General features: G+C 61.7%; 25 protein-coding genes and 1 tRNA gene. 11 read left to right on the forward strand and 15 right to left on the reverse strand.

The features are described 5' to 3' along the window. Positions 1-10: 10 nt before the first annotated feature. Positions 11-526, reverse strand: a complete 516-nt coding sequence (moaB, locus tag ACK59L_RS10175) for a molybdenum cofactor biosynthesis protein B (protein ID WP_409273386.1) — start codon at positions 524-526, stop codon at positions 11-13. Positions 527-667: 141 nt separating this feature from the next. Here moaB and ACK59L_RS10180 point away from each other — a divergent pair, with 141 nt between their 5' ends. Further along, positions 668-1,555, forward strand: coding sequence for a LysR family transcriptional regulator (locus tag ACK59L_RS10180; protein ID WP_409273388.1), 888 nt, complete (start codon positions 668-670; stop codon positions 1,553-1,555). Between the two features lie 9 nt (positions 1,556-1,564). On the opposite strand, the gene xenA is transcribed toward ACK59L_RS10180, so the two are convergent. Next, positions 1,565-2,656 (reverse strand): xenobiotic reductase XenA, encoded by a 1,092-nt coding sequence (xenA, locus tag ACK59L_RS10185; RefSeq protein WP_409273390.1) that lies wholly within the window; start codon positions 2,654-2,656, stop codon positions 1,565-1,567. A 48-nt stretch (positions 2,657-2,704) separates the two neighbouring features. Between xenA and ACK59L_RS10190 the strand changes: the two genes are divergently transcribed. Further along, entirely contained in the window at positions 2,705-3,040 is a 336-nt protein-coding gene (locus ACK59L_RS10190; RefSeq protein WP_144967170.1) for a helix-turn-helix transcriptional regulator, read from the forward strand. 165 nt (positions 3,041-3,205) lie between these two features. Here the strand turns inward: ACK59L_RS10190 and mqo are convergent, their stop codons facing one another. Next, a complete protein-coding gene (gene mqo, locus ACK59L_RS10195) occupies positions 3,206-4,846 on the reverse strand; it encodes a malate dehydrogenase (quinone) (RefSeq protein WP_196135210.1) in 1,641 nt (546 codons plus the stop codon). Between the two features lie 239 nt (positions 4,847-5,085). Continuing rightward, the gene (locus tag ACK59L_RS10200; RefSeq protein WP_144967166.1) at positions 5,086-5,946 is read right to left on the reverse strand and encodes a LysR family transcriptional regulator; all 861 of its coding nucleotides are present in this window, start codon (positions 5,944-5,946) and stop codon (positions 5,086-5,088) included. Positions 5,947-6,141: 195 nt separating this feature from the next. Between ACK59L_RS10200 and ACK59L_RS10205 the strand changes: the two genes are divergently transcribed. From ACK59L_RS10205 to ACK59L_RS10225, 5 genes are read left to right on the forward strand one after another with little or no spacing between them, the layout of a single operon-like run. After that, a complete protein-coding gene (locus ACK59L_RS10205) occupies positions 6,142-6,888 on the forward strand; it encodes a 2OG-Fe dioxygenase family protein (RefSeq protein ID WP_182139795.1) in 747 nt (248 codons plus the stop codon). Beyond that, entirely contained in the window at positions 6,872-7,354 is a 483-nt protein-coding gene (locus ACK59L_RS10210; RefSeq protein WP_145129942.1) for an N-acetyltransferase, read from the forward strand. The genes ACK59L_RS10205 and ACK59L_RS10210 overlap by 17 nt, the downstream gene beginning before the upstream one ends. Further along, the gene (locus tag ACK59L_RS10215) at positions 7,351-8,052 is read left to right on the forward strand and encodes an AzlC family ABC transporter permease (protein WP_027914243.1); all 702 of its coding nucleotides are present in this window, start codon (positions 7,351-7,353) and stop codon (positions 8,050-8,052) included. The genes ACK59L_RS10210 and ACK59L_RS10215 overlap by 4 nt, the downstream gene beginning before the upstream one ends. Further along, a complete protein-coding gene (locus ACK59L_RS10220; protein ID WP_023536306.1) occupies positions 8,031-8,351 on the forward strand; it encodes an AzlD domain-containing protein in 321 nt (106 codons plus the stop codon). The genes ACK59L_RS10215 and ACK59L_RS10220 overlap by 22 nt, the downstream gene beginning before the upstream one ends. Before the next feature lie 55 nt (positions 8,352-8,406). Beyond that, a complete protein-coding gene (locus ACK59L_RS10225; RefSeq protein ID WP_409273395.1) occupies positions 8,407-8,841 on the forward strand; it encodes a hypothetical protein in 435 nt (144 codons plus the stop codon). A 277-nt stretch (positions 8,842-9,118) separates the two neighbouring features. Here ACK59L_RS10225 and ACK59L_RS10230 read toward each other — a convergent pair whose 3' ends face one another. The 3 genes from ACK59L_RS10230 to ACK59L_RS10240 are packed head-to-tail and all read right to left on the reverse strand — an operon-like array spanning position 9,119 to position 13,075. Then, positions 9,119-10,333: a hypothetical protein gene (locus ACK59L_RS10230; protein ID WP_144967158.1), complete on the reverse strand. Its 1,215-nt coding sequence runs from the start codon at positions 10,331-10,333 to the stop codon at positions 9,119-9,121. A gap of 10 nt (positions 10,334-10,343) precedes the next feature. After that, positions 10,344-12,206: a hypothetical protein gene (locus ACK59L_RS10235; RefSeq protein ID WP_409273397.1), complete on the reverse strand. Its 1,863-nt coding sequence runs from the start codon at positions 12,204-12,206 to the stop codon at positions 10,344-10,346. A gap of 8 nt (positions 12,207-12,214) precedes the next feature. Further along, complete coding sequence (locus ACK59L_RS10240; RefSeq protein WP_058604344.1) at positions 12,215-13,075, reverse strand: SH3 domain-containing protein; 861 nt, start codon at positions 13,073-13,075, stop codon at positions 12,215-12,217. Positions 13,076-13,832: 757 nt separating this feature from the next. Here ACK59L_RS10240 and ACK59L_RS10245 point away from each other — a divergent pair. Beyond that, complete coding sequence (locus ACK59L_RS10245; RefSeq protein WP_409273399.1) at positions 13,833-14,270, forward strand: GNAT family N-acetyltransferase; 438 nt, start codon at positions 13,833-13,835, stop codon at positions 14,268-14,270. Between the two features lie 330 nt (positions 14,271-14,600). Here ACK59L_RS10245 and ACK59L_RS10250 read toward each other — a convergent pair. The 5 genes from ACK59L_RS10250 to dapA all read right to left on the reverse strand — a co-directional run bounded on the left by ACK59L_RS10250 (position 14,601) and on the right by dapA (position 18,306). Then, positions 14,601-14,690, reverse strand: a tRNA-Ser gene (locus ACK59L_RS10250). A gap of 92 nt (positions 14,691-14,782) precedes the next feature. Then, on the reverse strand, positions 14,783-15,493 hold the full coding sequence (gene purC, locus ACK59L_RS10255) for a phosphoribosylaminoimidazolesuccinocarboxamide synthase (protein WP_016498342.1): 711 nt from the start codon (positions 15,491-15,493) through the stop codon (positions 14,783-14,785). A gap of 29 nt (positions 15,494-15,522) precedes the next feature. After that, positions 15,523-16,281 (reverse strand): MBL fold metallo-hydrolase, encoded by a 759-nt coding sequence (locus ACK59L_RS10260; protein WP_409273401.1) that lies wholly within the window; start codon positions 16,279-16,281, stop codon positions 15,523-15,525. Further along, positions 16,282-17,403: an outer membrane protein assembly factor BamC gene (bamC, locus tag ACK59L_RS10265; RefSeq protein ID WP_409273403.1), complete on the reverse strand. Its 1,122-nt coding sequence runs from the start codon at positions 17,401-17,403 to the stop codon at positions 16,282-16,284. It abuts the gene before it with no gap. 15 nt (positions 17,404-17,418) lie between these two features. After that, positions 17,419-18,306, reverse strand: coding sequence for a 4-hydroxy-tetrahydrodipicolinate synthase (gene dapA, locus ACK59L_RS10270; protein WP_100851039.1), 888 nt, complete (start codon positions 18,304-18,306; stop codon positions 17,419-17,421). Positions 18,307-18,565: 259 nt separating this feature from the next. On the opposite strand from dapA, the gene ACK59L_RS10275 reads away from it, so the two are divergent. Next, the gene (locus ACK59L_RS10275) at positions 18,566-19,126 is read left to right on the forward strand and encodes a glycine cleavage system protein R (protein WP_023536329.1); all 561 of its coding nucleotides are present in this window, start codon (positions 18,566-18,568) and stop codon (positions 19,124-19,126) included. Positions 19,127-19,136: 10 nt separating this feature from the next. Then, positions 19,137-19,610: a peroxiredoxin gene (locus tag ACK59L_RS10280; protein ID WP_409273406.1), complete on the forward strand. Its 474-nt coding sequence runs from the start codon at positions 19,137-19,139 to the stop codon at positions 19,608-19,610. A 42-nt stretch (positions 19,611-19,652) separates the two neighbouring features. On the opposite strand, the gene ACK59L_RS10285 is transcribed toward ACK59L_RS10280, so the two are convergent. Together ACK59L_RS10285 and ACK59L_RS10290 are read right to left on the reverse strand one after the other, a co-directional pair. Next, positions 19,653-20,723 (reverse strand): AI-2E family transporter, encoded by a 1,071-nt coding sequence (locus ACK59L_RS10285; protein ID WP_058638493.1) that lies wholly within the window; start codon positions 20,721-20,723, stop codon positions 19,653-19,655. A gap of 18 nt (positions 20,724-20,741) precedes the next feature. After that, entirely contained in the window at positions 20,742-20,981 is a 240-nt protein-coding gene (locus ACK59L_RS10290) for a sulfurtransferase TusA family protein (protein ID WP_409273408.1), read from the reverse strand. 120 nt (positions 20,982-21,101) lie between these two features. On the opposite strand from ACK59L_RS10290, the gene ACK59L_RS10295 reads away from it, so the two are divergent. Next, the gene (locus ACK59L_RS10295; protein ID WP_058604302.1) at positions 21,102-22,538 is read left to right on the forward strand and encodes a M48 family metalloprotease; all 1,437 of its coding nucleotides are present in this window, start codon (positions 21,102-21,104) and stop codon (positions 22,536-22,538) included. Between the two features lie 164 nt (positions 22,539-22,702). On the opposite strand, the gene nadA is transcribed toward ACK59L_RS10295, so the two are convergent. After that, positions 22,703-23,761: a quinolinate synthase NadA gene (gene nadA, locus ACK59L_RS10300; protein ID WP_058604303.1), complete on the reverse strand. Its 1,059-nt coding sequence runs from the start codon at positions 23,759-23,761 to the stop codon at positions 22,703-22,705. Positions 23,762-23,926: the final 165 nt, after the last annotated feature.

Below are 23,926 nucleotides of genomic sequence, written 5' to 3' on the forward strand. Positions count from 1 at the left end.
CCACCCTCTGCTAAAGCCGTAAATGCTTGACGAAATTGCAAGGCCGATACCGGGCGTCGAGCTGTTCGGCAAGGATGCCTTCCCAGGCTGTACGACAGGCCCCGGTAGAGCCTGGCAGACAACAGACCAGCGTATGATTGCTCAACCCTGCCAGGGCGCGACTCTGCACAGCCGAGGCGCCGACATCCAGAATGGACAGTGCACGGAACAACTCGCCGAACCCGTCCACGCGCCGTTCAAGCAGGCATTCGACCGCCTCCGGGGTGCTGTCCCTGCCACTAAAGCCTGTGCCACCGGTGATCAACACCACCTGCACCTGCTCGTCGGCAATCCAGGTCGCCACCTGGGCGCGTATCTTGTAGACGTCATCTTTGAGCAGAACCCGTGCAATCAGGTGGTGCCCCATGTCCACCGAGCGGCTCGCCAGCAGTGCACCTGATGTATCGTTCTCGACAGTTCGGGTATCACTGACGGTCAAGACAGCGATGTTGAGCGGCACGAAAACCGCATCGGGTTGAACACGCACAGCACAGCTCCTTGCAGTGGGGTTACTGCCACGCTAGTAACACGCGCTGCCAGCGTCCAATCGATAGCGCAAACGGCTCGATCGATGGCATCTATCGCCACGGTACGTTACTGTCGGCGCAACCCTTTAGCAGGCGCAGGCATGGATATCAAGCAACTGAAGTTTCTCATCGCCCTGGACCAGACTCGCCATTTTGGCCAGGCGGCTGCGTTGTGCCACATCACCCAGCCCACGCTGTCCATGCGCCTGCGCAACCTGGAAGACGAACTGGACCTGGTGCTGGTCAAACGCGGTCAGCGGTTCGAAGGGTTCACCGAGGCGGGCGAACGCATTCTGGCCTGGGCGCGGACCCTGCTGGCCGCCCATGACGGTTTGCACGCCGAAGCTGCCCATTGCCGCGGTCAGGTGGTCGGGAGCCTGCGCCTGGGCACGGTGCCGCTGGCCAGTTTCAACCCGATGCAACTGCTGTTGCCGTTGCGGGCCAAATACCCGGGCCTGCACTTCGAGCTCAGTTCGCTAAGCTCCGAACAGGTGATCGACGGCCTGAGCCGTAATCAACTGGACTTGGGCATCTGCTACCTGGACCAGGTCAACACGCAGTTTTTCGACGTCATCGAGCTGGGTACCACTACCATGGGCCTGCTGCACGATACCCGGCATTTTCAGTTCGAGGCCCAAAACCTGCGCTGGGACCAATTGGGCGATACGCCGCTGGGCCTGTTGAGCAAGGGCATGCATTACCGGCAGTCGCTGGACTTGAGCTTCCGCAGCCGCGGCCTGGAACCGAACGCTGTACTGGAAAGCGACTCCAGCTTCCAGCTGATCCAGGCCATCACCACTGGCCTGTGCTGCGCCATCATGCCGCTGGGCTGCGGCCTGGAAGGCCTTAGCGAGCACCTGCGCATCGTGCCGGTTACCGATGCTGCCATCCACAGCCAGGTGGGCCTGTTATTGCGTCGCAGCGAGCCCCGCTCGGCGATTGCCGAGCAGTGCTTCGCCGAGGCGCAGGTGGCACTTCAAACGCCCTGACCGCGACCCTTAGCGATACCGTTCAAGCCAGTGTGCATAGGGCGCTGGCAAGGTCCATGCAGCTTTCTCCACCCCCAGCTCCTTGGCCGCGAAATAAGCCCAGTGTGGGTCAGCCAGGTGCGCACGCCCGACCGAAACCAAGTCCAGTTGTTGGGCACGTACGGCCGCTTCTGCCAATTCCGGTTTGCCAAAGCCCCATGCCGAGGTGACGGGGATACCCGCTTCGCGGCGCACGCGCTCGGCAATCGGGCCCATGAAGGCGGGGCCCCATGGAATGTTGGTGTCGGGGATGGTGAAGCCCACGCTTACGCTGAGCAGGTCCAGGCCGCCCGCCTTGAAGCGCCGCGCCAGCTCGATCGACTCTTCCAGGGTTTGCTCGTCACGACCATCGTATTCCAGCACCCCGAAGCGAGCGGTCAACGGCAGGTGCTCAGGCCACACTTCGCGTACCGCTGCCAGGGTTTCGAGCAAGAACCGGCTGCGGTTCTCGAAGCTGCCACCGTAGGCATCGGTGCGCTGGTTGGAGTGCTCGGAGAAGAAGCTCTGGCCCAGGTAACCGTGGGCAAAGTGCAGCTCGATCCACTCAAAGCCGGCGTCGCGTGCGCGGCGCGCTGCATCGACGAAGTCCTGCTTGACCCGAGCGATGTCGTCCAGGGTCATGGCGCGCGGCACCTTGGGCAGGTTGGCACCGAAGGCGATGGCCGACGGGGCGATGGTTTCCCAGCCGCGTGGATCATCGACCGCGATGTGATCATCGCCTTCCCATGGGCGGTTGGCGCTGGCCTTGCGACCGGCGTGGGCGATCTGGATGCCTGGCACGGAGCCCGCCGCCTTGATCGCCTGCACCACGGGCACGAATGCCTGGGCGTGGGCATCGCTCCAGATACCAGCGCAGCCTGGGGTAATGCGGCCTTCGGGCGATACCGCCGTGGCCTCGACCACCAACAAGCCGGCGCCGCCGCGGGCCATGCCAGCCAGGTGCACGTGGTGCCAGTCGTTGATCATGCCGTCTTCGGCGCGGTATTGGCACATCGGCGGGATGGCGATGCGGTTGCGCAGGGTGACGTCTTTGAGGGTATAGGGTTCGAACAGGGCTGCCATGGAACACTCCAGGATCATTGAATACCGTAGTTCGATCATAATCGAACTATGGCAATAATGAAAAGCCCCGGTATCATGCAGACCATGCGAGCCTACAAACATCCCAATCCTGATGATCTAATTCTCGAACGCGTGCTGTACGCCTTGAGCGACCCAGTGCGCCTGGGCATTGTCCGCCATCTTGCAGGGGTGACCGAGGCCAGCTGCGGCGAGCTGGACGGAGGGCGGCCCAAGTCGAGCATGTCCCACCATTTTCGTGTGTTGAGGGACGCCGGGCTGGTACACACCCGCAACGTGGGCACCACGCACATGAACTCACTGCGCAGCGAAATGCTCGGCGAGCGTTTTCCAGGGTTGCTGGACTGCATTTTGCGGCAGGCCTGAGTGACCTACGCCCTACCCAGGTTTCCCTAAGCGATCGCCTGGCGCACCATCAGGGCTGCCGAGTGCCTGCGCGGGCGCGATCTTGCCCAAGCCCTGCCTGTCTAACCGCGCAAAAAAAAACCACGAGGTTACCCCCGTGGCTTTCGATTACGTCAGGGCCGTGAGTTACAGGGCCATGTCGTTCTCGGGCTTGCTTTCAACCGGCTGGCTTGGCGCAACGACGCTGGTGCCGACGCTTTCGTCGATGACCGGCGGCTTGGCCAGCTGCAGCACTTCGGCCGTGTAGTTCCACTCTTTCTGCGTAGCAGCGGCCGAGTCGTTCAGCTTGGTGCCGTAGCTCGGGATGATTTCCTTGATCTTGGCCTGCCACTCTGGGGTAGCGACCTTCTCCTTGAAGACGGTTTCCAGCACGTTCAGCATGATCGGCGCAGCGGTCGATGCACCTGGCGAGGCGCCCAACAGACCGGCGATGGTGCGATCCTGAGAAGCCACTACTTCGGTGCCCAGCTTCAACACGCCGCCCTTCTCTTCGTCACGCTTGATGATCTGCACGCGCTGACCGGCCTGCCACAGTTTCCAGTCTTCCTTCTTGGCATTCGGGAAGTAGGTGCGCAGGGCGTCGAAACGGTCGTCGTCAGACAGCATCAGCTGGCCTGCGAGGTATTCCACCAGTGGGTACTGGTCGATGCCCACGCGGGTCATTGGCCAAAGGTTGTGGGTGGTGGTGCTGCTGAGCAGGTCCAGGTACGAGCCGTTCTTCAGGAACTTGGTCGAGAAGGTCGCGAATGGGCCAAACAGAATCACACGCTTGCCGTCGAGCACGCGGGTGTCCAGGTGGGGTACCGACATGGGCGGCGCACCAGTGGAGGCGATGCCGTAGGCCTTGGCCATGTGCTGCATGGCAACGGTTGGGTTCTCGGTCACCAGGAACGAGCCACCCACAGGGAAGCCTGCATATTCCTTGGCTTCCGGAATACCGGACTTCTGCAGCAGCTTCAACGCGCCGCCACCGGCCCCGATGAACAGGAACTTGGCATCGGTAGCCGACTTGCTACCGTCCTTCAGGTTCTTGTACTCGACGTGCCAGGAACCGTCCTTGTTGCGGCTGATGTCCTGCACTTCGCTGGACAGCTTCAGGTCGAAGCCTTGCTGGGTCTGCAGGTGACCGACGAACTGGCGGGTGATTTCGCCGAAGTTCACGTCGGTGCCGATTGGCGTCCAGGTGACGGCCAGCTTCTGCGCCGGGTCACGACCTTCCATCATCAGCGGGACCCACTTGGCGATCTGCGCGTGATCTTCGGAGTACTGCATGGGGCGGAACAGCGGGCTTGCCTGCAGCGCTTCATAGCGCTTCTTCAGGAACTTGATGTTGTCGTCGCCCCACACGAAGCTCATGTGCGGCGTGGTGTTGATGAACGCGCGCGGGTTCTTCAACACGCCCTGGCGTACCTGCCAGGACCAGAACTGACGGGAAATCTGGAAGGCTTCGTTGATTTCGATGGCCTTGGAGATGTTGATGTTGCCGTCTTTGTCTTCGGGGGTGTAGTTCAGCTCGGCCAGCGCGGAGTGACCGGTGCCAGCGTTGTTCCAGCCGTTGGAGCTTTCTTCGGCCACGCCGTCCAGGCGCTCGACCATCTCCATCGACCAGCTTGGCTCCAGCTCGTGCAGCCAGACGGCCAGGGTGGAGCTCATGATGCCGCCGCCGACCAACAGTACGTCGACTTTCTTGGTTTCAGCGGCGTGTGCGTGCATGACAGTTGCAGCGACAGCCAGACCCAGCAAGGTCTTGCCAGCTTTCTTGAACATTGATCAATTCCAGTCAGGAGAACGGAGGTGGGCCTGTGGCTGACCCAGGTAACGCGTGTTCTTCAGCGCAGGCTTGTTATTGATCATTGTTCAGCAGCCAGAGAACCGGAAAACGAATCAGGCTTTTGTCGCATTGACCTACATCACTGAATCGTTTTTCCGATTGTAACCGAAATGCCAGCACAAACAAATTGTGCGGCCAAGCGCAAGACGACAGGTTGTCTCAGGCTGACGGCGCTTCAGGCATTGATCGACTCGAAGGCGTGCATCGGCGCTGTCTTGGGGTAGAACTGAGGAAACTCCTCCTCCACGATCCATGGCTCTTTCATCACCAGGTACACATCGAGGTATTCGGAATACCCTTCCCAGATGTGCAGGTCGTTCGTCTCGGCCACGGCCCGCGACAGCACGCCCATGCCGCCGAAGCTCTTGATCATCGACACGCTGACGATCTCGCTGCCGGAATGGAACACGGTAGCAGCCTCGAGCCCGCCGCCCTGATGGTTGGCGAAACGCGAGAAAATGGAGGCGTACGGGCATTCGGGCAACGGCTTGATGACCACCGAAGGGGCGGTGTCGGCACTGACCGAGCAGGCCACCACCTCGATGCGCAGGCCCTTGAGCGAAACCGAGTAGAACCCCTCGGGCATGCTGTCGCCCAGGATCACCACCATGTCGGCTTCGCCCTTGGCCAGCTTGGTGAGGTTGTCGGGGGATTCGGAGCAGCTGAAGATGGGGCTGCACCCGGACAGATTGCTGGCCACACCGGCCATGATCTGCTGGTTGATTTCCATCGACAGGGTGCTGTTCAGGGCGACCCGCAAGGGCTGGCTCTGGCGCTCGCGCAGCTGTTTGATTTTCAGTTGCATGCGCTCGGAGCAGCGCACGATCTCCAGCACATGGGGCAGGATCCCGACCCCTTCCTGCGTCAACGACACGCCTTTGTTGGTGCGGTCAAAGAGCTTGAAGCCACAATGGTCCTCCAGTTTTTTCAACTGCGCCGCCAGCGCCTGCACCGTGACGTGGACCTGCTCGGCGGCATCGGTGATCGACCCCGTCCTCGCGACATTGGCGATGTTTCGCAGCACCTTGATATCCATTCGACACCCCTCCCAAGACGTGCTCAAGCCCGCATGCAACAAGGCCTGGGAGGATAACGCACAACCGCCGCCGCTGTCTGCTCAGTACGTCGGCTGGCACCAAGCGGCGGTTGAGGCACCTCAAAAAAAAGTGAAGTTTCTGCCATCATTTCGCCTGCTAGATTGGCGCCCAGATTTCAACGGGAAGAGATGCCAATGCTTACACTCAAACGGAATATTGATGACGCACTGCGCCTGAACAAGACAGTCAACGTGCTGGGCAACGACTTTGCACTCAATGGCGGGTTTGGCCATTTCGTAGCGTTTTCCAAGACCTGGGAAACCATGGGCGTGGACAAGTACTACGGCCAGGCCGACAAGGGCACCCGCTATCGCCGCTACAGCGATTTCGACTTCAACCCGGCGACCGGCGAGCTGCAGCAGCTCGAACACCGTGCCTATGAACAGTCCGAGGCCCATAACCAGTATGTGGGCGGCATGCGGCGCCACTTTGACGATGTGTCCAGCGATGTCTTCAACTCACCGGTGCTGCGCGCCCTGATCAAGCTGGACTTCGACGTGTACAAGGCCGTGCTGCCCGAAGAGCTGCACAACGTGCCTTGGCAGTGCCAGGTGCACCAGATCCGTATCGAGGTCAAACCCGGCGAGCAGATCGAAATCACGCCAGAAGGCATCCATTGCGACGGCTACCCTTTCAGCGGGGTGCACTTCTGGGGCCGCCACAACATCGAAGGCGCCACCAGCAAGGTCTACGACAAACAGTCGAACGTGATCGACTCCGGCACCTACCAGGAAATTCTCGACACCACGTATTTCCTCGACCGCGAGCTGCAGCACTACGTGACACCGGCCACCAACCCCAGCGAATCGGAAATGGGCTATCGGCAGATCATCGCCATCTCCTTCTCCCGGCCGGGGACCGAACATGACATTGTCAAATAGCCTTGAGCAGGCAACGCGCAGCGTTGCCGTGCCCGACCGCATGAACGGCCTGACCATCAAGAAGGCCACGCCGTTTCATGCCACGCGCCTGGTCAATTTCCTCAAGCGGTTCGACGAGATTGCGTTCTGCGACTGGCAAAACGAGGACCTGCTCAAGGGCCTGTTGAGCCATGACAACACGTTCTGCTACCTGGCGGAAAACCACAGCGGGGCGATCATCGGTGCCGTGGCCGGGGGGGCGATGGGTACGCGCGGTACCATCAACCACCTGGCCGTGTCGCCAGACTATCGCCACAGCCGCATCGGCACGTCGCTGACCACCTCGATCCTCAACGACTTCCGTCAGCATGGCATCCGCCGGGTGTTTCTGTTCATCGACCAGGACAATGCGTCGGCGGTGCGCTTCTGGAACCGGCAGGGCTTCAGCCAGACGCGCGGCGAGATCACCTGCGAGGTCGATCTATGACCGACCTCGCCTTGCACCCGGTTTCGCGCAGGGAAAGCTTCGTCGATGCCTTGCCGGTAATCACCGGCTACTTCGTGGTGAGCTTCGTGTTTGGCGTGATGTGCATCAATGCCGGGCTGCCCTTGTGGCTCCCGGTGGCGATGTGCGTGTTCGTCTACGCAGGCGCCGCGCAGTTTGCGGCGCTGGCGTTGATCACCTCCGGTGCACCGTTGCTGACCATCGCGTTGTCGACGCTGCTGATCAATTCGCGGCACATGCTCATGGCCATGTACATGGCCAAGCAGAGCGATGGGCTGGGCATCTCCAGGTCGCAAAAGCTGATGTATGCCTTTGGCCTGACCGACGAATCGTTCGCCTTGCACAGCCAACGGCTACAAGCCGGCAAGTACACCCCGCCTGGCTATCTGCTGCAGTTCAACACCTGGTGCCATGCCAGCTGGATTGCCGGCGCCCTGCTCGGCGCCGTGGCCTCCGATGCGCTGAGCCGCTTCTCCGCGTTCAAGCTGGACTACGCGCTGACCGCCATGATGATCTTCGTGCTCGTGTCGCTGTGCAACAGCCGGCCCAAGCTGATCGTCGCCCTGGTGGTGATTGCCGCGACCTGCCTACTCAACGCGCTGTACCCCTCCCCTTTGAATGTGTTCGTGGCTACGGCCGTGGGCTGTGGAGTAGGCCTATGCCTGAAGAAAAATACCTGATCGGCGCGGTGGCCTTGATGATGGCCATCACCTACTTCACCCGGGCCACGCCCCTGCTGTTCCGAATGCAGGGCACGCCCAAGGTGTTCAACGATGTCATCGAGTACCTGCCTGTGGCGATCATCGCCAGTATCACCGTGCCTGCGTTGCTGATGGCCAAGGACGGCTCGCTGATGGCAGTGAACGCCGACATGCTGGCCGCAGTGCCGGTGGTGATCGTGGCCTACTTCACCCGGAGTTTGATTTTCAGCGTGGCGGCAGGCATCGCCGCGCACGTCGCCATCACGCTTGTGGCGTGACGTCGACCTCAATTGCACCTGTGCCTGAGCGCATCGAATCTACAAGGACACCGGCATGAGCCCTGCTCGTAAACACGTGACACTGGAAAACCTGAGCGAGTTTGCCCGCCTCATGCCCAAGGGCTTGCCACAGGAGCAGGTGATCGCGGCACTGGGCGAGCTGTCGCTGGAATGCTCGCTGAACTACCAGCTGAGCAAGACGTTTCTGGCCGACGGCTTGATCGTGGAGTACCGACACCTGCGCGCTGCGGCCCGGCTGAGCACCATCAACGACCTGCTTTTGTTCGCAACCGCCGGTGGCTTGAGGGTCATCAAGGCCGATGGCACGCAGCAGATGATGAAAAGCGGCGACCAGCTTCTGCTGGCAGCGGACACCCAAGTGACGGTATGGCCGGAGGGCGAGGATGGAAATGCGAGTCTGATTGCATTGTCTGTTGAGCTGGATTTGGGGCAGGTGCTTGAAGATGTGGGGGATGAGCGGGTTTGGTAGATGAGTGACGCCGGGGGGGGTAACGGCCGCGATAGACCGCAATGCGGTCTCGGCAATGTTAGCCGCGAGGCTCCAATCCTGGGGCTGCTGCGCAGCCCATCGCGGCCGGTCCGGCGCCCCGGCGAGGCCGCTTCTACAGTGCCCTGCGAACCCTTTAACTCAGGCGCCATGCAGTCCGTGTGTGAGCGGCCTTGCCGGGGCGCCGGACCGGCCGCGATGGGCCGTGAAACGGCCCCGGCATGCTTGCGGTTTGCACAAGGCCCGCCCCGACAACGTCCTAGTTCGTCTCCAGCTCATACGCCTTGCTCACGAACAACGCGGCGTACAGGCTCTTGCCTTCCTTGAAGGTGTAGGTTTCCTCGAAGTCGTCCCCGGCCGCCAGCTTCTGCGCAATGGCGCATTCCGAATCGCTGTGCTGCTTGGCCTTGGTGCCAAAGTCGCTGCTCCAGGTTGAAAGCCCTACTTCTTGGCAGAAGTCGGCGAACTTGGCGTTGGGCGTGGTGTGCTGGAAGGCTTCGAATGCCGTACGCATGGGCTTGAACCCGCTGTAGCTGACCTCATAGCGCTCCACTTTGGCCTTGCGCGCCAGGTCCGACACTGCGCCGCTGAACATGGCCAGGCCAGATGGCGGGCTGAAGGCGGCGACGATCTGGCCGCCCAGGGCTGCCTTGAACTGTTCCTGCACATCATCGAGTTCGGGCATGGATTGCAAGGTGGCCTTGCGCACGATTTCGCCCACCTTCGAACCGTCGTTGCGGTGAGTGACCACGAACGTCATCACGCCCTCGCCATCGCTTGAGCGCTGCAGCGTGAGGTCAAGATCGATCTTGGTCCCGAATTGCCCCGTGCTGTTGACCAGGAAAGCGCCCGTGACCGGCTGGCGCGCCGCCAGGTTCACACCCCAAGGCATCTTCGCCTGGGACGCGCGCCCGTTGGCCGTCAGCTCGGCGCCCGGCTGGATTTCGTCGCTCACATCGGAGACACGGACGATGTCCTGGCCTTGGGCCGCGATATACGGATCGGCCATCTGCATGCCCAGCAACTGGACATGGATTTCGCCATCCTTGCTGTCACCGCTGTGCGACAGTTTCAACGCATCAGCCTTTAGAAAAACGCCGGTCACGTAGCGTGATTCGAGTGCGTTCATCTGGTACTCGGCCCAGTTGCCCAGGCCCTCCTGCATGTCCATGCCACGCATCGAGGCCACTAAGCCGGCCATGCTGCGCATGAACTGTTGCGCGCCGTTGGTCTGCACGGCGGCCACACGGATCTCCGGGTCGGCCACTGTCAGGTTACCGGAAAGTGCCGAGTACGAAATGTCGCCTTCGGATAGCACGTCTTCGAGGAAGTAGCGTTCCTTGAAGTCTTCGTAGTAGGCCATGGCTTGCTTCTTGCCACTGCTCGAAACCACGGCATAGGTGACGCCGAGCGCTACCGCCACGACCGCCACACCGCCAATCAACTTCTGCTTTGCGTTCATCTGCTTGATCATGGGTTATGCCTCACTGGACCTGTGCCGACGCGTTGTTCCAGTCGTTCACAAACTGTTGGGAGACTTCGGGCGTCCAGTTGGAGTCGATGCCTGCATTGGGGAATTCCTTGGCCAGCACGGCGCCATAGGACACGCGGTCGGCGCAGCGCTCCTGCTCGCAGGCCTTCGGCTCGCCTACGCTGTAGGCGCGGTAGGTAGGAATGGCGCGACCGTCTTCGAGCGGGTAGTAAGGGGTAGCGTTGGCCACCTGGGCCACGTACCAGCCTTCGGGGTACTGCTGCTCGGCAACCAGGCGCCCTTCGCCTGGGTAGTCGAGGGTGTAGAACTCGCCCTTCTTGCCGGTGACATGCACCATCATCGGCGTCACGTTCTGCGACGACGTAGGGTCCTGCTGCTGCAGCGGCGAAGGGTAACGCACCTTGATGCCGGCCATCTGCGCCAGTGCCTCGGTTTCACGCCCCTTGAATTCCCCCATGCGCTCTTGCAATTGCTGGTAACGCTCAAGCACACGGGTGTGTTCCCAGGCCAACTGCTGCTGACGATTGCGGGCTTCCCGCACGCGCTGCTTCTCACGCTGCTGCGCCCAGTTGGCGCCGCTGCGCACATCGAAGTACAAGCCCTGGCGGCTCATGCCGATGCGGTTGCGCACGATCTTCTGGTCATCGTTGCCCCAGATTCTGTTGGAAATGGCCGACAGGTCCTTGACGATGAGCAGGTCTGCCACGTCGGTGGTGCTCGGCGATGCGTTCTTGATCAGGTCGAAAACCTGCAGCGCAGTCTCCTTGTATTTCACCGGGTCCAGGGCGAAGGCGTCGTCCGGGGTTACGGCGACGTAGTACGGGTCGGCGAGGAAAGGCCCCACAGCGCCGTAGGTAGGCCGGGAGAACGCCAGGTACACCTTCATGTTCCGATCGGGAATTTCGCCCACCAGTAACGCCACCTGGTCCGCTTCGGCCGTGAGGTAGCTGACCGACTTGTCCTTGACCGCCGCCTCGTAACGCTTGCTGAACATCAAGGCACTGGGGTGGACGTAGATACGATTCCAGTCGTTGCCGCGGTAGGTGCCTTCGGCTTTCCAGCTGATCTTTTCGAAATTGCCTGCACCAAAGCCAGAAGCCGGACAGGGCATGGCCGGCGTGGTGCCGAACGTAAGGGTATCGCCCTCACTGATGATGGTGCTATTGAGCACCCACTTGCAGCCCGCCGCATCGGTGATCTGCATCAGCTTGCTGTTCTTCAGCACCACTGAACGGCCATAGTCCGAGGTGGGGGCGGCCGCGACGGCTGCGCCGGCTACCTTGGGCGCAACGGCAGGTGCTGCCGCCGGTTCAGGTGCGGGCGCTGGGGTTGGGGTGGGGACAGCGGCCGGTTCTGGCTTGTTGGTCGGCGCTGGGGCAGCCGCCACGGCCGGTGCTGGGGCCTCGACAGGCGCAGGCGTAGCGGCAGGTGCGGATGCCTCTGCTGGTGCTGGCGCAGATGATGGCGCTGGCGTTTGAGCCTGCTGGGGAGCTGGCGCCGTGGCTGCGGCAGGTGCAGCAGCCAGGTTCATCAGGCCCAGGTTGCTGGCAGTGCCAGCGCCGCTGGCATACAGCGTGCCTTTGTCATCGACCGCCTTCCAACTGACCTTGGCCGTGGAGCAGTCCTTGGCGAACACGAACGGCAACTTGTTCAGCAGGCCCGAAAGCATGTCCGGGTTGTCCCAGGCAGGCCGGGTGATGGTCAGCTCGACTTCAGGCTTGCACCAGGTCGCGGCCTCACCGGGCACTTCGACCTTGATATTGTCCTTTTTGGAAAACGCCAGCTCGTGGGCGAAAGCCTGCGGTACCAGACCGCAAGCACCGATCACGGCGAGCGCAAGGGCGTGCTTTTTCATGGAGGTCCTCAAATCAGTTCCCAGGTGCCATTAGCCTGTTTGCAGAAGGTGTTCTGTTCCTGTTCGGTCTTGCCTTCCTTGGACTTCAGGCTGACCGTCACGGGGCGGCAAGCCGCTTCGGCAGCGACGGTCTGGGTAGGCAGGTTTTGCAGCGTATCCAGGTCGAAGCCTTGGGTTTCGCTACTGGCCGCCACGTCCAGCTCATCCAGGTTCACCGCCGGGGTGACGCGCTTGGCCACGGCCTGTGCCTTGGGCTCGACATAGTCCTTGTGCACGTAACCGACCGTCACGCCTTTGCGTCCTACCAGCACCCAGTCGCCCGTTGAACCGACGGCCGTGAATTCGGTGTGGTTCTTCAGGCTGCCGACTTTCTCGCCCTTGGCGTTGGGCGCCGCGCGCACATTGAGGTTATCGCTTGTGGTCACGTAGGGTTCGTTGATCAGCTTCATCGACGGAACGGCCTGGATCTTCGGCGCACGCTTGACCTCGACCTGCTTGGTCTTGGTGTAGGTCTTGCCAGTGACGATCTGCGCGGTGGCGCCGGAGTGGTCGGACTTCCAGGTCACCGGCTGTGCACTGGCCGTGGCCTGTTGCTGGCTCAGCACTTCCTGGGTGCGCAAGGCCAGGGCCTGCTGGTCTTTTTCATCGAGCATGTTGCCGATGCGGTTACCCACGTAGGCACCGATGCCGCCTGCGATCAAGGCGGCTGCCAGCTTGCCGTTGCCGCTGCCCATGGTCGAACCGATGGCAACGCCCGCCAAGCCGCCGATCACGGTGCCTGCCTGTTCCTTGCTGATGCCAAGCTGGGCGCAGGCGGTGGTCGAGGCGATGGCGACGGCCAAGAGGGAGGCGATGAATTTCTTATGCACGTGGATCACTCCATTTTCCATTGGACGCACAGCCGTGAACCGCAGCCTTCGGGCAGCAGCGTGGGCGTGGTGTGGTGGGTTTGCAGAGGGGCGCCAGTGGCAGCCGCAGAGGGCGACGCCACAGATGAGCGAACAGCGATGGGTAGGTATAGCGAAGCGCAAAGCATCCAACGAATCCATGTCAGGAAGCGTTCATCGCCTGGCGCACGTAGTCATTACGGCGTGTTGTCCGGGCGTGAGTGGCGAACAGAGGGCGGCATTGTAGCGCAGGTGGTGAATGGCAGATCAAGACAAAATGTTGCGGAGGGCTGAGCGGCAGGGGATCGTTTTGATCGGTACTTTTGGGTCTCCGAACTCAGATTAATCCCCTTACTTGTAGGCCGTTTCCGAAACATACTGCCCCGCTGCTCAAACGGTTGCGATGGAGCAGGTCGCGTTCTAGTCTCGGCGGGTCGTTGCAGATCAACGACCGGCTTTGACAGGCCGACCCTTCTCCCCACACGTGCAACCCTTATGGCGGTGGTACGTGGGGCACCTTGTGTGCGCTGAGTCTCCGGAGTCCTCGGTCTGTCAACCCGCGTATCGCTGCCACCCTCTTGTTTGACAGCAAGGCTGTAGCAGCCCGACTGACTCTGTTGAAGCGATGAGTTGTCACAATCCTTCGGTTGACCCAGCGGTGCAGGGAACAGGAATACCGACTGAGGAATTTAGGGATCCTATGGATTCAAGGAAGCCCGCTTAGAGGCTCAAACCAAATATGAACCACTCAATCAGACTCGCCAACCTAGCGGATATTGATGCGATTTTTGATATTCGAACCAGCGTGCACGAAAATCACCTATCCCGTGAGCAGCTAGCCGCAATGGGAATTAGCCCCATTACGGTAAGGCAGGCCATTTTAGAGGCCCCCTGTGCTTGGATTGCCGAGGTCAATGGTGCCCCTGTAGGTTTTTCTATGGCCGATGTCGAGGACGGGTGTGTGTTTGCCGCTTTCGTTCTACCCGGATTTGAGGGAAACGGGCTGGGCCGCAGACTCATGGAGCAAGCAGAGACGTTCCTCTTCCAACACCATCAAACGATCTGGTTAGAGACAGCTGAAGCGAGCCGTGCATGTGGCTTCTATCGGCACCTTGGCTGGCAGCCTGTGAAGAACTTGACTGAGGGTGATGTCCGCTTTGAAAAGTCTCGGAGCTAACAACCAATAAAGGTGCCCTAGATCTCACACCTGGGCGGGCATCCGCCTGATCACGCAAGCTGTGTTCGACAGACGCCTACTGGACTTGCTTGTACAGCCCATCTCGCAATCCTTAGAAAAGCTCACAACAGCACTGCCACCACCCTAATGATAAATACCATGAGACTGAAAAGCCCTAGCCCGATTAGAGGCCTAAAAAACATTGTCCTAAAATGGCCTGCTGCGCACTGGAGGGTGAAGTTGCTGCCCAAAAAAACCAAGATTTTTCGAGCAATAATGAAAAAGCCCCCGAAAACTCAACATTTTCGGGGGCTTTGACTACTTCGCGTATGGCGGAGAGATAGGGATTTGAACCCTAGGTACTGTTGCCAGTACAACGGATTTCGAATCCGTCCCGTTCGACCACTCCGGCATCTCTCCAATGCCGCGCATCATACCAGCGAATTCTGAAAACGCAAACCTTTATTTTCAAAAAAACCGCGTGGTATCAGGCGCTTGCGTGTGCGGGCGCCTTACAGCGGCACGCCCAGACGCTTGGCAACTTCTTCGTAGGCTTCGATCACATCGCCCAGGCCCTGACGGAAGCGGTCCTTGTCCATCTTCTTGCGGGTTTCCTTGTCCCACAGGCGGCAGCCGTCGGGGCTGAACTCGTCGCCCAGCACGATCTGGCCGTGGAAGACACCGAACTCCAGCTTGAAGTCGACCAGCAGCAGGCCGGCGTCGTCAAACAGCTTGGTCAGCACCTCGTTGACCTTGAGCGACAGCTTCTTCATTTCGACCAGTTGCTCGGCGGTGCCCCAGCCGAAGGCGACAACGTGGGATTCGTTGATGAAGGGGTCGCCCTTCTCGTCGTTTTTCAGGAACAGCTCGAAGGTGGACGGCTCCAGCTTGATGCCCTCCTCCACGCCCAAGCGCTTGACCAGGCTGCCGGCTGCGTAGTTACGCACAACGCATTCGACCGGGATCATGTCCAGCTTCTTGACCAGGCACTCGTTGTCGCCCAGCAGTTTGTCGAACTGGGTCGGCACGCCGGCTTCTTCGAGCTTCTGCATGATGAAGGCGTTGAACTTGTTGTTCACCGTGCCCTTGCGGTCCAGCTGCTCGATGCGCTTGCCGTCGAAGGCCGACGTGTCGTTGCGAAACAGCAGGATCAAGCGGTCGGCGTCATCGGTCTTGTAAACCGATTTGGCCTTGCCGCGGTAGAGTTCGTCGCGTTTTTCCATGATTGGGCTCCGCTTGCGTGAGGGGTGGGCTAGGCGATGGCGCGCCAGTCGAGCCCGTGTTCCTGATTTGCCACCTCAAGCCAGTCAGGGTCGCACCCAAGGGTGTCGACGAAGCACTGGCGGGCCAGGTGTGGCAGGTTATTCTTGCTGCTGAGGTGGGCCAGCACCAGATACTGCAGGGTATTCCAGCCCAGCTCATGTACCAGGCTCGCAGCCTGGTGGTTGTTCAAATGCCCGCGCATGCCGCCGACCCGCTGCTTGAGAAAGTAGGGGTAGTGACCACGCGCCAGCATGTCGCGGCAATGATTCGCTTCGATCAACAGCGCATCCAGGTCGCGATAGCCGTCCAGCAGCCGCGCGTCGTACGAGCCCAGATCCGTCAGCATGCCGAAACGGCGTGTGCCGTCGCTGACCACGTACTGCAACGGTTCATGGGCATCGTGCTCTACGCGCGATGCCGTAACCTCCAGGCTGCCGACGCTCAAGCGCTGGCCGCACGCCAGGAAACCGGCCACTTCCACCGGCTTTCGAAGCCCGCGCAAAGTGCCCTGGCTCAGGTAGACCGGTACATTGTAGCGCTGCGACAGCAGGCCAACCCCATGCACGTGGTCGGCATGTTCATGGGTGACCAGCACAGCGCTCAGCTGGGCTGCCGACACACCGAGCAGCGCCAGGCGCCGCTCGGTCTCGCGCAGGGAAAAGCCGCAATCGACCAGGATGTAGGTATCACCACTGGCGATCAGCGTGCCGTTTCCCTGGCTACCGCTTCCAAGTACGGCGAAGCGCACTTAACCCAAGTGGTCCTGAATGGCACTCAGCACACGGCGAGCGACATCGGCCGGAGCCACGGTGTTGATGTTCTTCTCGACCGTGACCTGCACGTTTTCACCCACTTTGCTCAGGCGCACCTGATAGCGCTCGGCACGGGCTTCGCGCTCTTCCTTGGTGGGCTCGCTGCCGAACACACGACCGAAGAAGCCAGGCTTGTTCTCTTTGTCCTCGGGTTTTTCGGACAGGTTGATGTAGTACAGGCCCAGGCTGCGGTTGATGTCCTCTACCCGCCACTGGCCACCCTGCTCCAGGGCACGGCCAACGCTGGACCAGGCGCGATCCAGGTCGGCGCCAACGTTCAGGACCGGGTTGCCGCTGCCGTCTTCGCTCAGGCTGACGCGGTTTGGTACATCGAAATCACGTTCGGCCAGCAGCGACACCGAACCGCCCTTCTCGGCGCTGCGGTTCATGCTGGCGAGCAGCTCGTCGACCAGCAGTGCGTCGGCGCCGGTGTTGGTGGAGCTGGACGGGAAGTCGGGTTCGGCGCTGCTGCCAGTCGGACGCTCGACAGTGACCACGTACACCTCGGAGGTGTTGCGCTGCACGCCGGGCTCCATGCGCACCCGCACGCGCACTTCGCTGTCGTTGCTGCTGGCCGTGCTGGCCAGGCGCTGGCCAAGGGAGGCCGAGAGTTCGTCGAAACGCTGCCAGGTGGTGCTGAATTCGCCCGTCTGCGGGCGCTCCTCAGCAATACGGAAGCCGTTGTCCTCGAAGAACTGACGCGCCACCGGCCAGACTTCAGCCGGGGCGTGCTGGGCCAGTACCCAACGGCTGCTGCCGCTGCGCTGCAGGCTGTAGTCGTTCGCCTGGCCCGCACCGCCGGTCAGCGGCTGAGGGCGCGGCACTTCGTACTCGCCGCTGACGTTGTCGTCGGCAACATTGCGCGGGATGGGCAGCAGGGGGTCGAGGCGCTTGACGCCGCTGACGTCCGAAGGCAACTGCATGGGCGCGGTCGAGTGCGCCTGCAGGTAATCGCTGCCGCGGTCGCGGAAATAACCATCCTCGCCCCACAGCCAGCCGCACCCACTGGTGCTGGAGATGATCAGGGCAAGGGCAGAAAGGCCAGCCAGTCGCTTCATGCAGGGTACTTCCTCTTAAACCAGTACGCCGGACTGGCGCAGGGCAGTACGGACTTTGTCGTGGCAGCCTTCGCTAAGCCAGGTCAGTGGCAGGCGAATGCCTTTTTTCATCAGGCCCATCTCGACCAGCGCCCATTTGACGGGGATCGGGTTGGACTCGCAGAACAGGTCTTTGTGCAGGGGCATGAGCGTGTCATTGATTGCGCGGGCCTTCTCGGCATTGCCCTCAAGGGCGGCCTCGCACAAGTCGGCCATTTGCCGCGGAGCGACGTTGGCCGTGACGGAGATGTTGCCCTTGCCGCCCATCAGGATCAGCTCGACGGCGGTTGGATCGTCACCGGACAGCACGATGAAGTCGCTGGCAACGCCCTCGATGATGGCCTTGGCGCGGGCCATGTCACCGGTGGCTTCCTTGATGCCGATGATGTTGGGCACCGTCGAGAGGCGGATTACGGTTTCGGCCTGCATGTCGCAGGAAGTGCGGCCTGGCACGTTGTACAGGATCTGCGGGATGTCGACCGACTCGGCAACGTGCTTGAAGTGCTGGTACAGGCCTTCCTGGGTGGGCTTGTTGTAGTACGGCACGACCAGCAGGCAGGCATCGGCACCGGCATTCTTGGCGTTCTGGGTCAGGTGCACGGCTTCGGCAGTGGAGTTGGCACCGGTGCCGGCGATGACCGGGATCGGGCTCTTGCTGCGCTTGACGCGCTCGACCACGTGCTTGATGACCAGGATGTGCTCTTCGACATCCAGCGTGGCGGACTCACCGGTGGTGCCGACGGCGACGATGGCGTGGGTGCCGTTTTCCAGGTGGAAGTCTACAAGTTTGTCGAGGCTGCCCCAGTCAACACGCCCTTGTGCATCCATGGGAGTGACCAGTGCCACCATACTGCCCGCAATCATGTATCTGCTCCTGCCGGAAAAAGAGAGCGGTAATGGTACTGGGGGCATCGGCCTTGCACAAGCGAAGCAGGCGGGCGGAGCATTCCCCTCAGCGCCTTATTTCGCTACCCTTGATGCTTTGATCGGTGCAGCACGGCCCGCCGGGCCGTAGACCCTGCTCCCGGCCAGTGCCCCGGCCCTCGCCTGCGAGGGCCGAGCGCTGCCTACAGGAGGCTTTCGCCCGTCCTGCATCGACCGCTCATCGCTTTAGGAATGCTGCATGTCCACCCCCACTGTCCGCGAACAATTCCTCGTCATCAGCGCCTTGGGGCCCAACCCCATGGAGCTGGCCAATGTACTGAGCCGCGCTGCCTTCGAAAACCGCTGCGCGGTGGTCACCTCGCGCCTGAGCCGCCATGGCGAGACCAGCGCACTGGTTTTGCAGGTCGGCGGCAGCTGGGATGCCCTGGCGCGCCTTGAGGCCATGCTCCCCGGCCTTGGCAAGAAGCACGGCCTGACCCTCGACGTGGTGCGCAGCGCCGACCAGGAAGTACGTCCGCAGGCCCTGCCCTACGTGGCCTATGTCAGCGCCGCCTACCGGCCTGACATCATCAACGAGCTGTGCCAGTTCTTCCTTGACCACCGTGTCGAGCTCGAAGCCATGACGTGCGACACCTACCTGGCACCGCAGACTGGCAGCAGCATGCTCAATGCCCAGTTCACGGTGATCCTGCCGGCCGGCACCCAGATCAGTTGGCTGCGCGACCAGTTCCTGGATTTTGCCGACGCGCTGAACCTCGATGCCCTGATCGAGCCCTGGCGCCCACAAAACCCTGTCTGAGGAGGTTCCCATGGCCGTTGCACTCGACCAACCTGTCCCCGACTTCACCGCCCAGGCCACCAGTGGGCAGACGGTCAGCCTGTCCGCGCTCAAGGGCCGCCAGGTGGTGATGTACTTTTATCCGAAGGACAGCACGCCAGGCTGCACCACCCAAGGCCAAGGCTTTCGCGATCAGCATGGCGCCTTCGAAGCCGCCAATACCGTGGTGCTTGGCGTCTCGCGCGACGGCATGAAGTCCCACGAGAACTTCAAGGCCAAGCAGGGCTTCCCGTTCGAGTTGATCAGCGACAAGGACGAGGCCCTGTGCCAGCTGTTCGATGTGATCAAGCTGAAAAAACTGTACGGCAAGGAATACCTGGGCGTGGACCGCAGCACCTTCCTGATCGATAAGGAGGGCGTGTTGCGCCAAGCGTGGCGTGGGGTGAAAGTGCCTGGCCATGTGGATGCCGTACTGGCAGCGGCCCAGGCCCTTAACGAGGCCTGATCGGATCAGGCTGCGTCGGTCATCGGCGCAGCCCCATGGCTATCAGAGCAAGGGCGATACACTGGGCTCCTGACGCGGCCAGGCGTCCAGCACGGCCTTGATCAGGGTCGCCAGCGGAATGGCGAAGAAAATGCCCCAGAACCCCCACAGCCCACCGAACAGCAAGACCGCGCAGATGATCGCCACCGGGTGCAGGCTGACGGCCTCGGAGAACAGCAGCGGCACCAGCACGTTGCCATCGAGCGCCTGGATGATCGCGTAGACCGTCATCAGGTAGATGAACTGGTCTCCCCATCCCCATTGAAACAACGCGATCAGTGTCACCGGCACGGTAACCACCACCGCCCCTACATAGGGCACGACCACCGACAGCCCAACCAACAGTGCCAGCAACGCGGCGTAGTTCAGGCCCAGGGCGATGAACGCGATGTAGGTGGCGATGCCACAGATCAGAATTTCGATGCCCTTGCCCCGGATGTAGTTGGCGATCTGCCGGTTCATCTCGCTGCCCACACGGTTGAGCAAGGTGCGCTGACGCGGCAGGTAGCCACTGACCCAGCGGCCGATCAGCTCGCGGTCCTTGAGGAAGAAGAACACCAGGATCGGCACCAGTACCAGGTAGATCATGGCGTTGACCAGCAGCGGCAGGCTGGACAGGGAGAACGTCAGGGCCCATTGCCCGAACTTGCCGATCTCGCCACGAACCGACTCGATGGCATGCAGCACCTGCTCGTCCGACACCAGGTGCGGGTAGCGCTCTGGCAGCAGGAGCAGCAGTGACTGCCATTTGCCAAGCATGCCCGGTAGCTCGTTGAACAGGGTGATCAGCTGGTGCCACAGCAGCGGCACCAGCACCAGCATGAACACCGCCAGCGCGCCCATGAACAGGGCAAATACCAGCATGACCGCCAGCCTCGAAGGCACTCGCAGACGCTCCAGGGCGTTGACCAACCCCTGCATGAGAAATGCCAGCACCATGCCGGCCAACACTGGCGCCAGCATCCCGCCCAGCGTGAGCACCGCCGTGAACGCCAGAAACAGCAAAACCGCCAGCACCACCGCTTCTTCATCGGAGAAGTAGCGCTGGACCCAGTCGCGTAGCACTTTGAACATGAACGATCCTTGTAGGACTCAGGCCTTGCGCAGCCAGTAGGTGTAGGTACCGGCCTCGGCCGTTTCGTGCAACAGGCTATGACCGGCCAATTTAGCGAAGGTGCGAAGGTCGCGTTGGGAGCCTGCGTCGGTGGCGATGACCTTGAGCACGGCACCACTGGCCAGGCCATTGAGCGCCATCTTGGCCTTGAGCAGCGGTAACGGGCAGTTCAGCCCGCTGGCATCGAGTTCGGCGTCGCAGGTCAGGGGGGGACTCATCAACGGGGCTCTCCAGGGCAATGCCGGTTACGGCCTGATCGGCCGCCTAGGATAGCGCCACTGGTCGCCAACGTGTGAGCCCGCTACAGTAGCAATCTTTGACCGACGCGAGCTTCGTGCATGAATCTACTGCGCCCTACCCTGCTGACGCTGGCCTGCCTGATGGCCCTGCCTGGCCATGCTGACGACCTGCCGTCGCTGGGTGACGCCAGTTCGGCGATCGTCTCGCCACAGCAGGAACATCAGCTTGGCCGCGCCTGGCTGAGCCTGCTGCGCGGCCAGGTCAACCAACTCAACGACCCGCAGCTCAAGGACTACGTGGAGACCAGCGTGTACCGCCTGGCCGAAACCAGCCAGCTGCAGGATCGTCGCCTGGAGTTCATCCTGATCGACAGCCGCGAACTCAACGCGTTTGCAGCGCCAGGCGGCATCGTGGGTGTCAACGGCGGGTTGTTCCTCAATGCGCAAACCGAAGGCGAGTACGCGTCGGTGCTGGCGCACGAACTGGCGCACTTGTCCCAACGGCACTTTGCCCGGGGCATCGAGGCCCAGCAGCGCATGCAGTTGCCGATGATGGCAGCGTTGCTCACCGGTATCGTGCTGGCGGCCGGTGGCGCCGGTGATGCCGGCATCGGCATGATTGCCGGCACCCAGGCGGCGGCGATTCAGGAACAGCGCAGGTTCTCCCGGCAAAACGAGCAGGAAGCCGACCGCATCGGCATCCAGAACCTGGAAAAGGCCGGCTACGATCCGCGCAACATGCCGACCATGTTCGAACGCCTGGCGCGTCAGTACCGTTATGACGCCAAACCGCCGGAATTTCTGTTGACGCACCCGGTAACCGAGTCGCGGATCGCAGACACCCGTAACCGGGCAGAGCAGGCGCCAAAAGGCGGTGTGGAAGACAGCCTGCGCTATCAGCTGATCCGCGCCCGGGTAGCGCTCACGTATGAAGGTACGCCGGGGCTGGCGGCCAAGCGTTTTCGCGCCCAGCTCGACGAAGACCCCAAACTCGATGCGGCGCGTTATGGGTTGGCGCTGGCGCAGATCAAGGGCGGTCAGCTCAACGAAGCACGGGAGATGCTCAAGCCGCTGCTGGCCAAGGCGCCCAACGACATTACCTACAACCTGGCGCAGATCGACCTGGATATCACCAACAATCGTCTGGCCGATGCACAGCAGCGGGCCGAGCGCATGCAGGGGCTGTACCCGGGTAATTACCCGCTCAAGCAGGTGCGCGCCGACCTGCTGGTCAAGCAGAACAAGCCGGCCGAGGCGGAGAAGGTGTTGAACGACCTGATCAAGAGCCGCCCGGATGATCCGGACGTCTGGTACGACATGGCCGAGGTGCGCGGGCTGTCGGGCAATACCATCGGCCTGCACCGGGCGCGGGCGGAATACTTCACCTTGGTGGGGGACTTTGATCAGGCCATTCAGCAGCTCGACTACGCCAAGCGCCGCGCCGGGGGGAATTTCCCGCTGGCGTCGCAGATCGACCAACGCCAGCGAGAGGTGCTGGAGCAGCAGCGCATGGTGCGGGAGATGATGGGGCGCTGAGGCGCTTCAGGGTCTGGGGCGGTACCGCTTCCAACGTTGAACAGCATGCCTGAGCGGTCTCGCCGGGGCGCCGGACCGGCAACGTCATACAGCGGCCCTAGCTGTTAGGCAAGTCATCTGCGACGGGCATGACACCAGGACCTGCATTTCAGCCAGCGCTTACCTCACGCGTTTCCGGAAAGCTTCAACCTGGCCGCCTGGGTGAAATCCAGCATTCGGTTCAGCGGTTTGATGGCCTTGGGCACCAGGGCTGGGTCGACGAAGATCTCGTCCCCGCCGCTGCGCAGGCAATGCAGCACGCGCTCCAGGGTGTTCATGGCCATCCATGGGCAGTGGGCACAGCTGCGGCAGGCCGCGCCGTTGCCGGCAGTGGGCGCCTCGATGAAGACCTTGTCGGGGCACAGCTGCTGCATCTTGTAGAAGATGCCGCGGTCGGTGGCGACGATAAAGGTCTTGTTAGGCAGCGTCTGGGCAGCCTTGATCAACTGGCTGGTGGAGCCCACCGCATCGGCCAGGTCGATCACCGACTCCGGCGACTCGGGATGGACCAGCACCGCGGCGTCCGGGTACAGGGCCTTCATGTCGGCGAGCTGACGCGACTTGAACTCCTCATGAACGATGCAGGCACCGTCCCACAGCAGCATGTCGGCACCGGTCTGCTTCTGGATGTAGCGGCCCAGGTGCTGATCGGGGCCCCAGATGATGGTCTCGCCGTTATCCATCAGGCTTTCGACGATCTCCAGCGCGCAGCTGGAAGTGACCACCCAATCGGCCCGTGCCTTCACGGCAGCGGAGGTGTTGGCGTAAACCACCACGGTACGCTCGGGGTGCTGATCGCAGAAGGCAGAGAATTCTTCGATGGGGCAACCGAGGTCAAGCGAACAGGTCGCTTCGAGCGTGGGCATCAATACGCGCTTGTGAGGGGTGAGAATCTTGGCGGTTTCACCCATGAAGCGCACGCCGGCCACGATCACCGTCTCGGCCGGGTGCTGCTTGCCAAAGCGGGCCATTTCCAGCGAGTCGGACACACAGCCGCCGGTTTCCTCCGCCAGCGCCTGGATGACTGGGTCGCAATAGTAATGGGCAACCAGCACGGCATTCTGCGCCTTGAGCTCGGCAGCGATGGCCGCACGGTATTCGGCCTGCTGCTCGTCCGTCAGCGGGTTGGGCTGCTTGGCGTCGAGGTGAGCCTGTACCAACAGGCGTTCGGAAATCTGGGTCATGATCGCTGGACCTGCAAGCGCGTGCGCGCATCAAATCGAGTGTATCACCCGGCCCTGGCAGATCGGCTAAGGGCGCCGGACGGCGCAAGCCGCCACGGCCCTCTGCGGGCGCGGATTATTATGGAGGCCGAAGGCTACAGAGAAACCCAAGATTTCTAAAGCGGT

The organism is Pseudomonas sp. KCJK9111 (assembly GCF_046231935.1).
Taxonomy (GTDB): domain Bacteria; phylum Pseudomonadota; class Gammaproteobacteria; order Pseudomonadales; family Pseudomonadaceae; genus Aquipseudomonas; species Aquipseudomonas parafulva_B.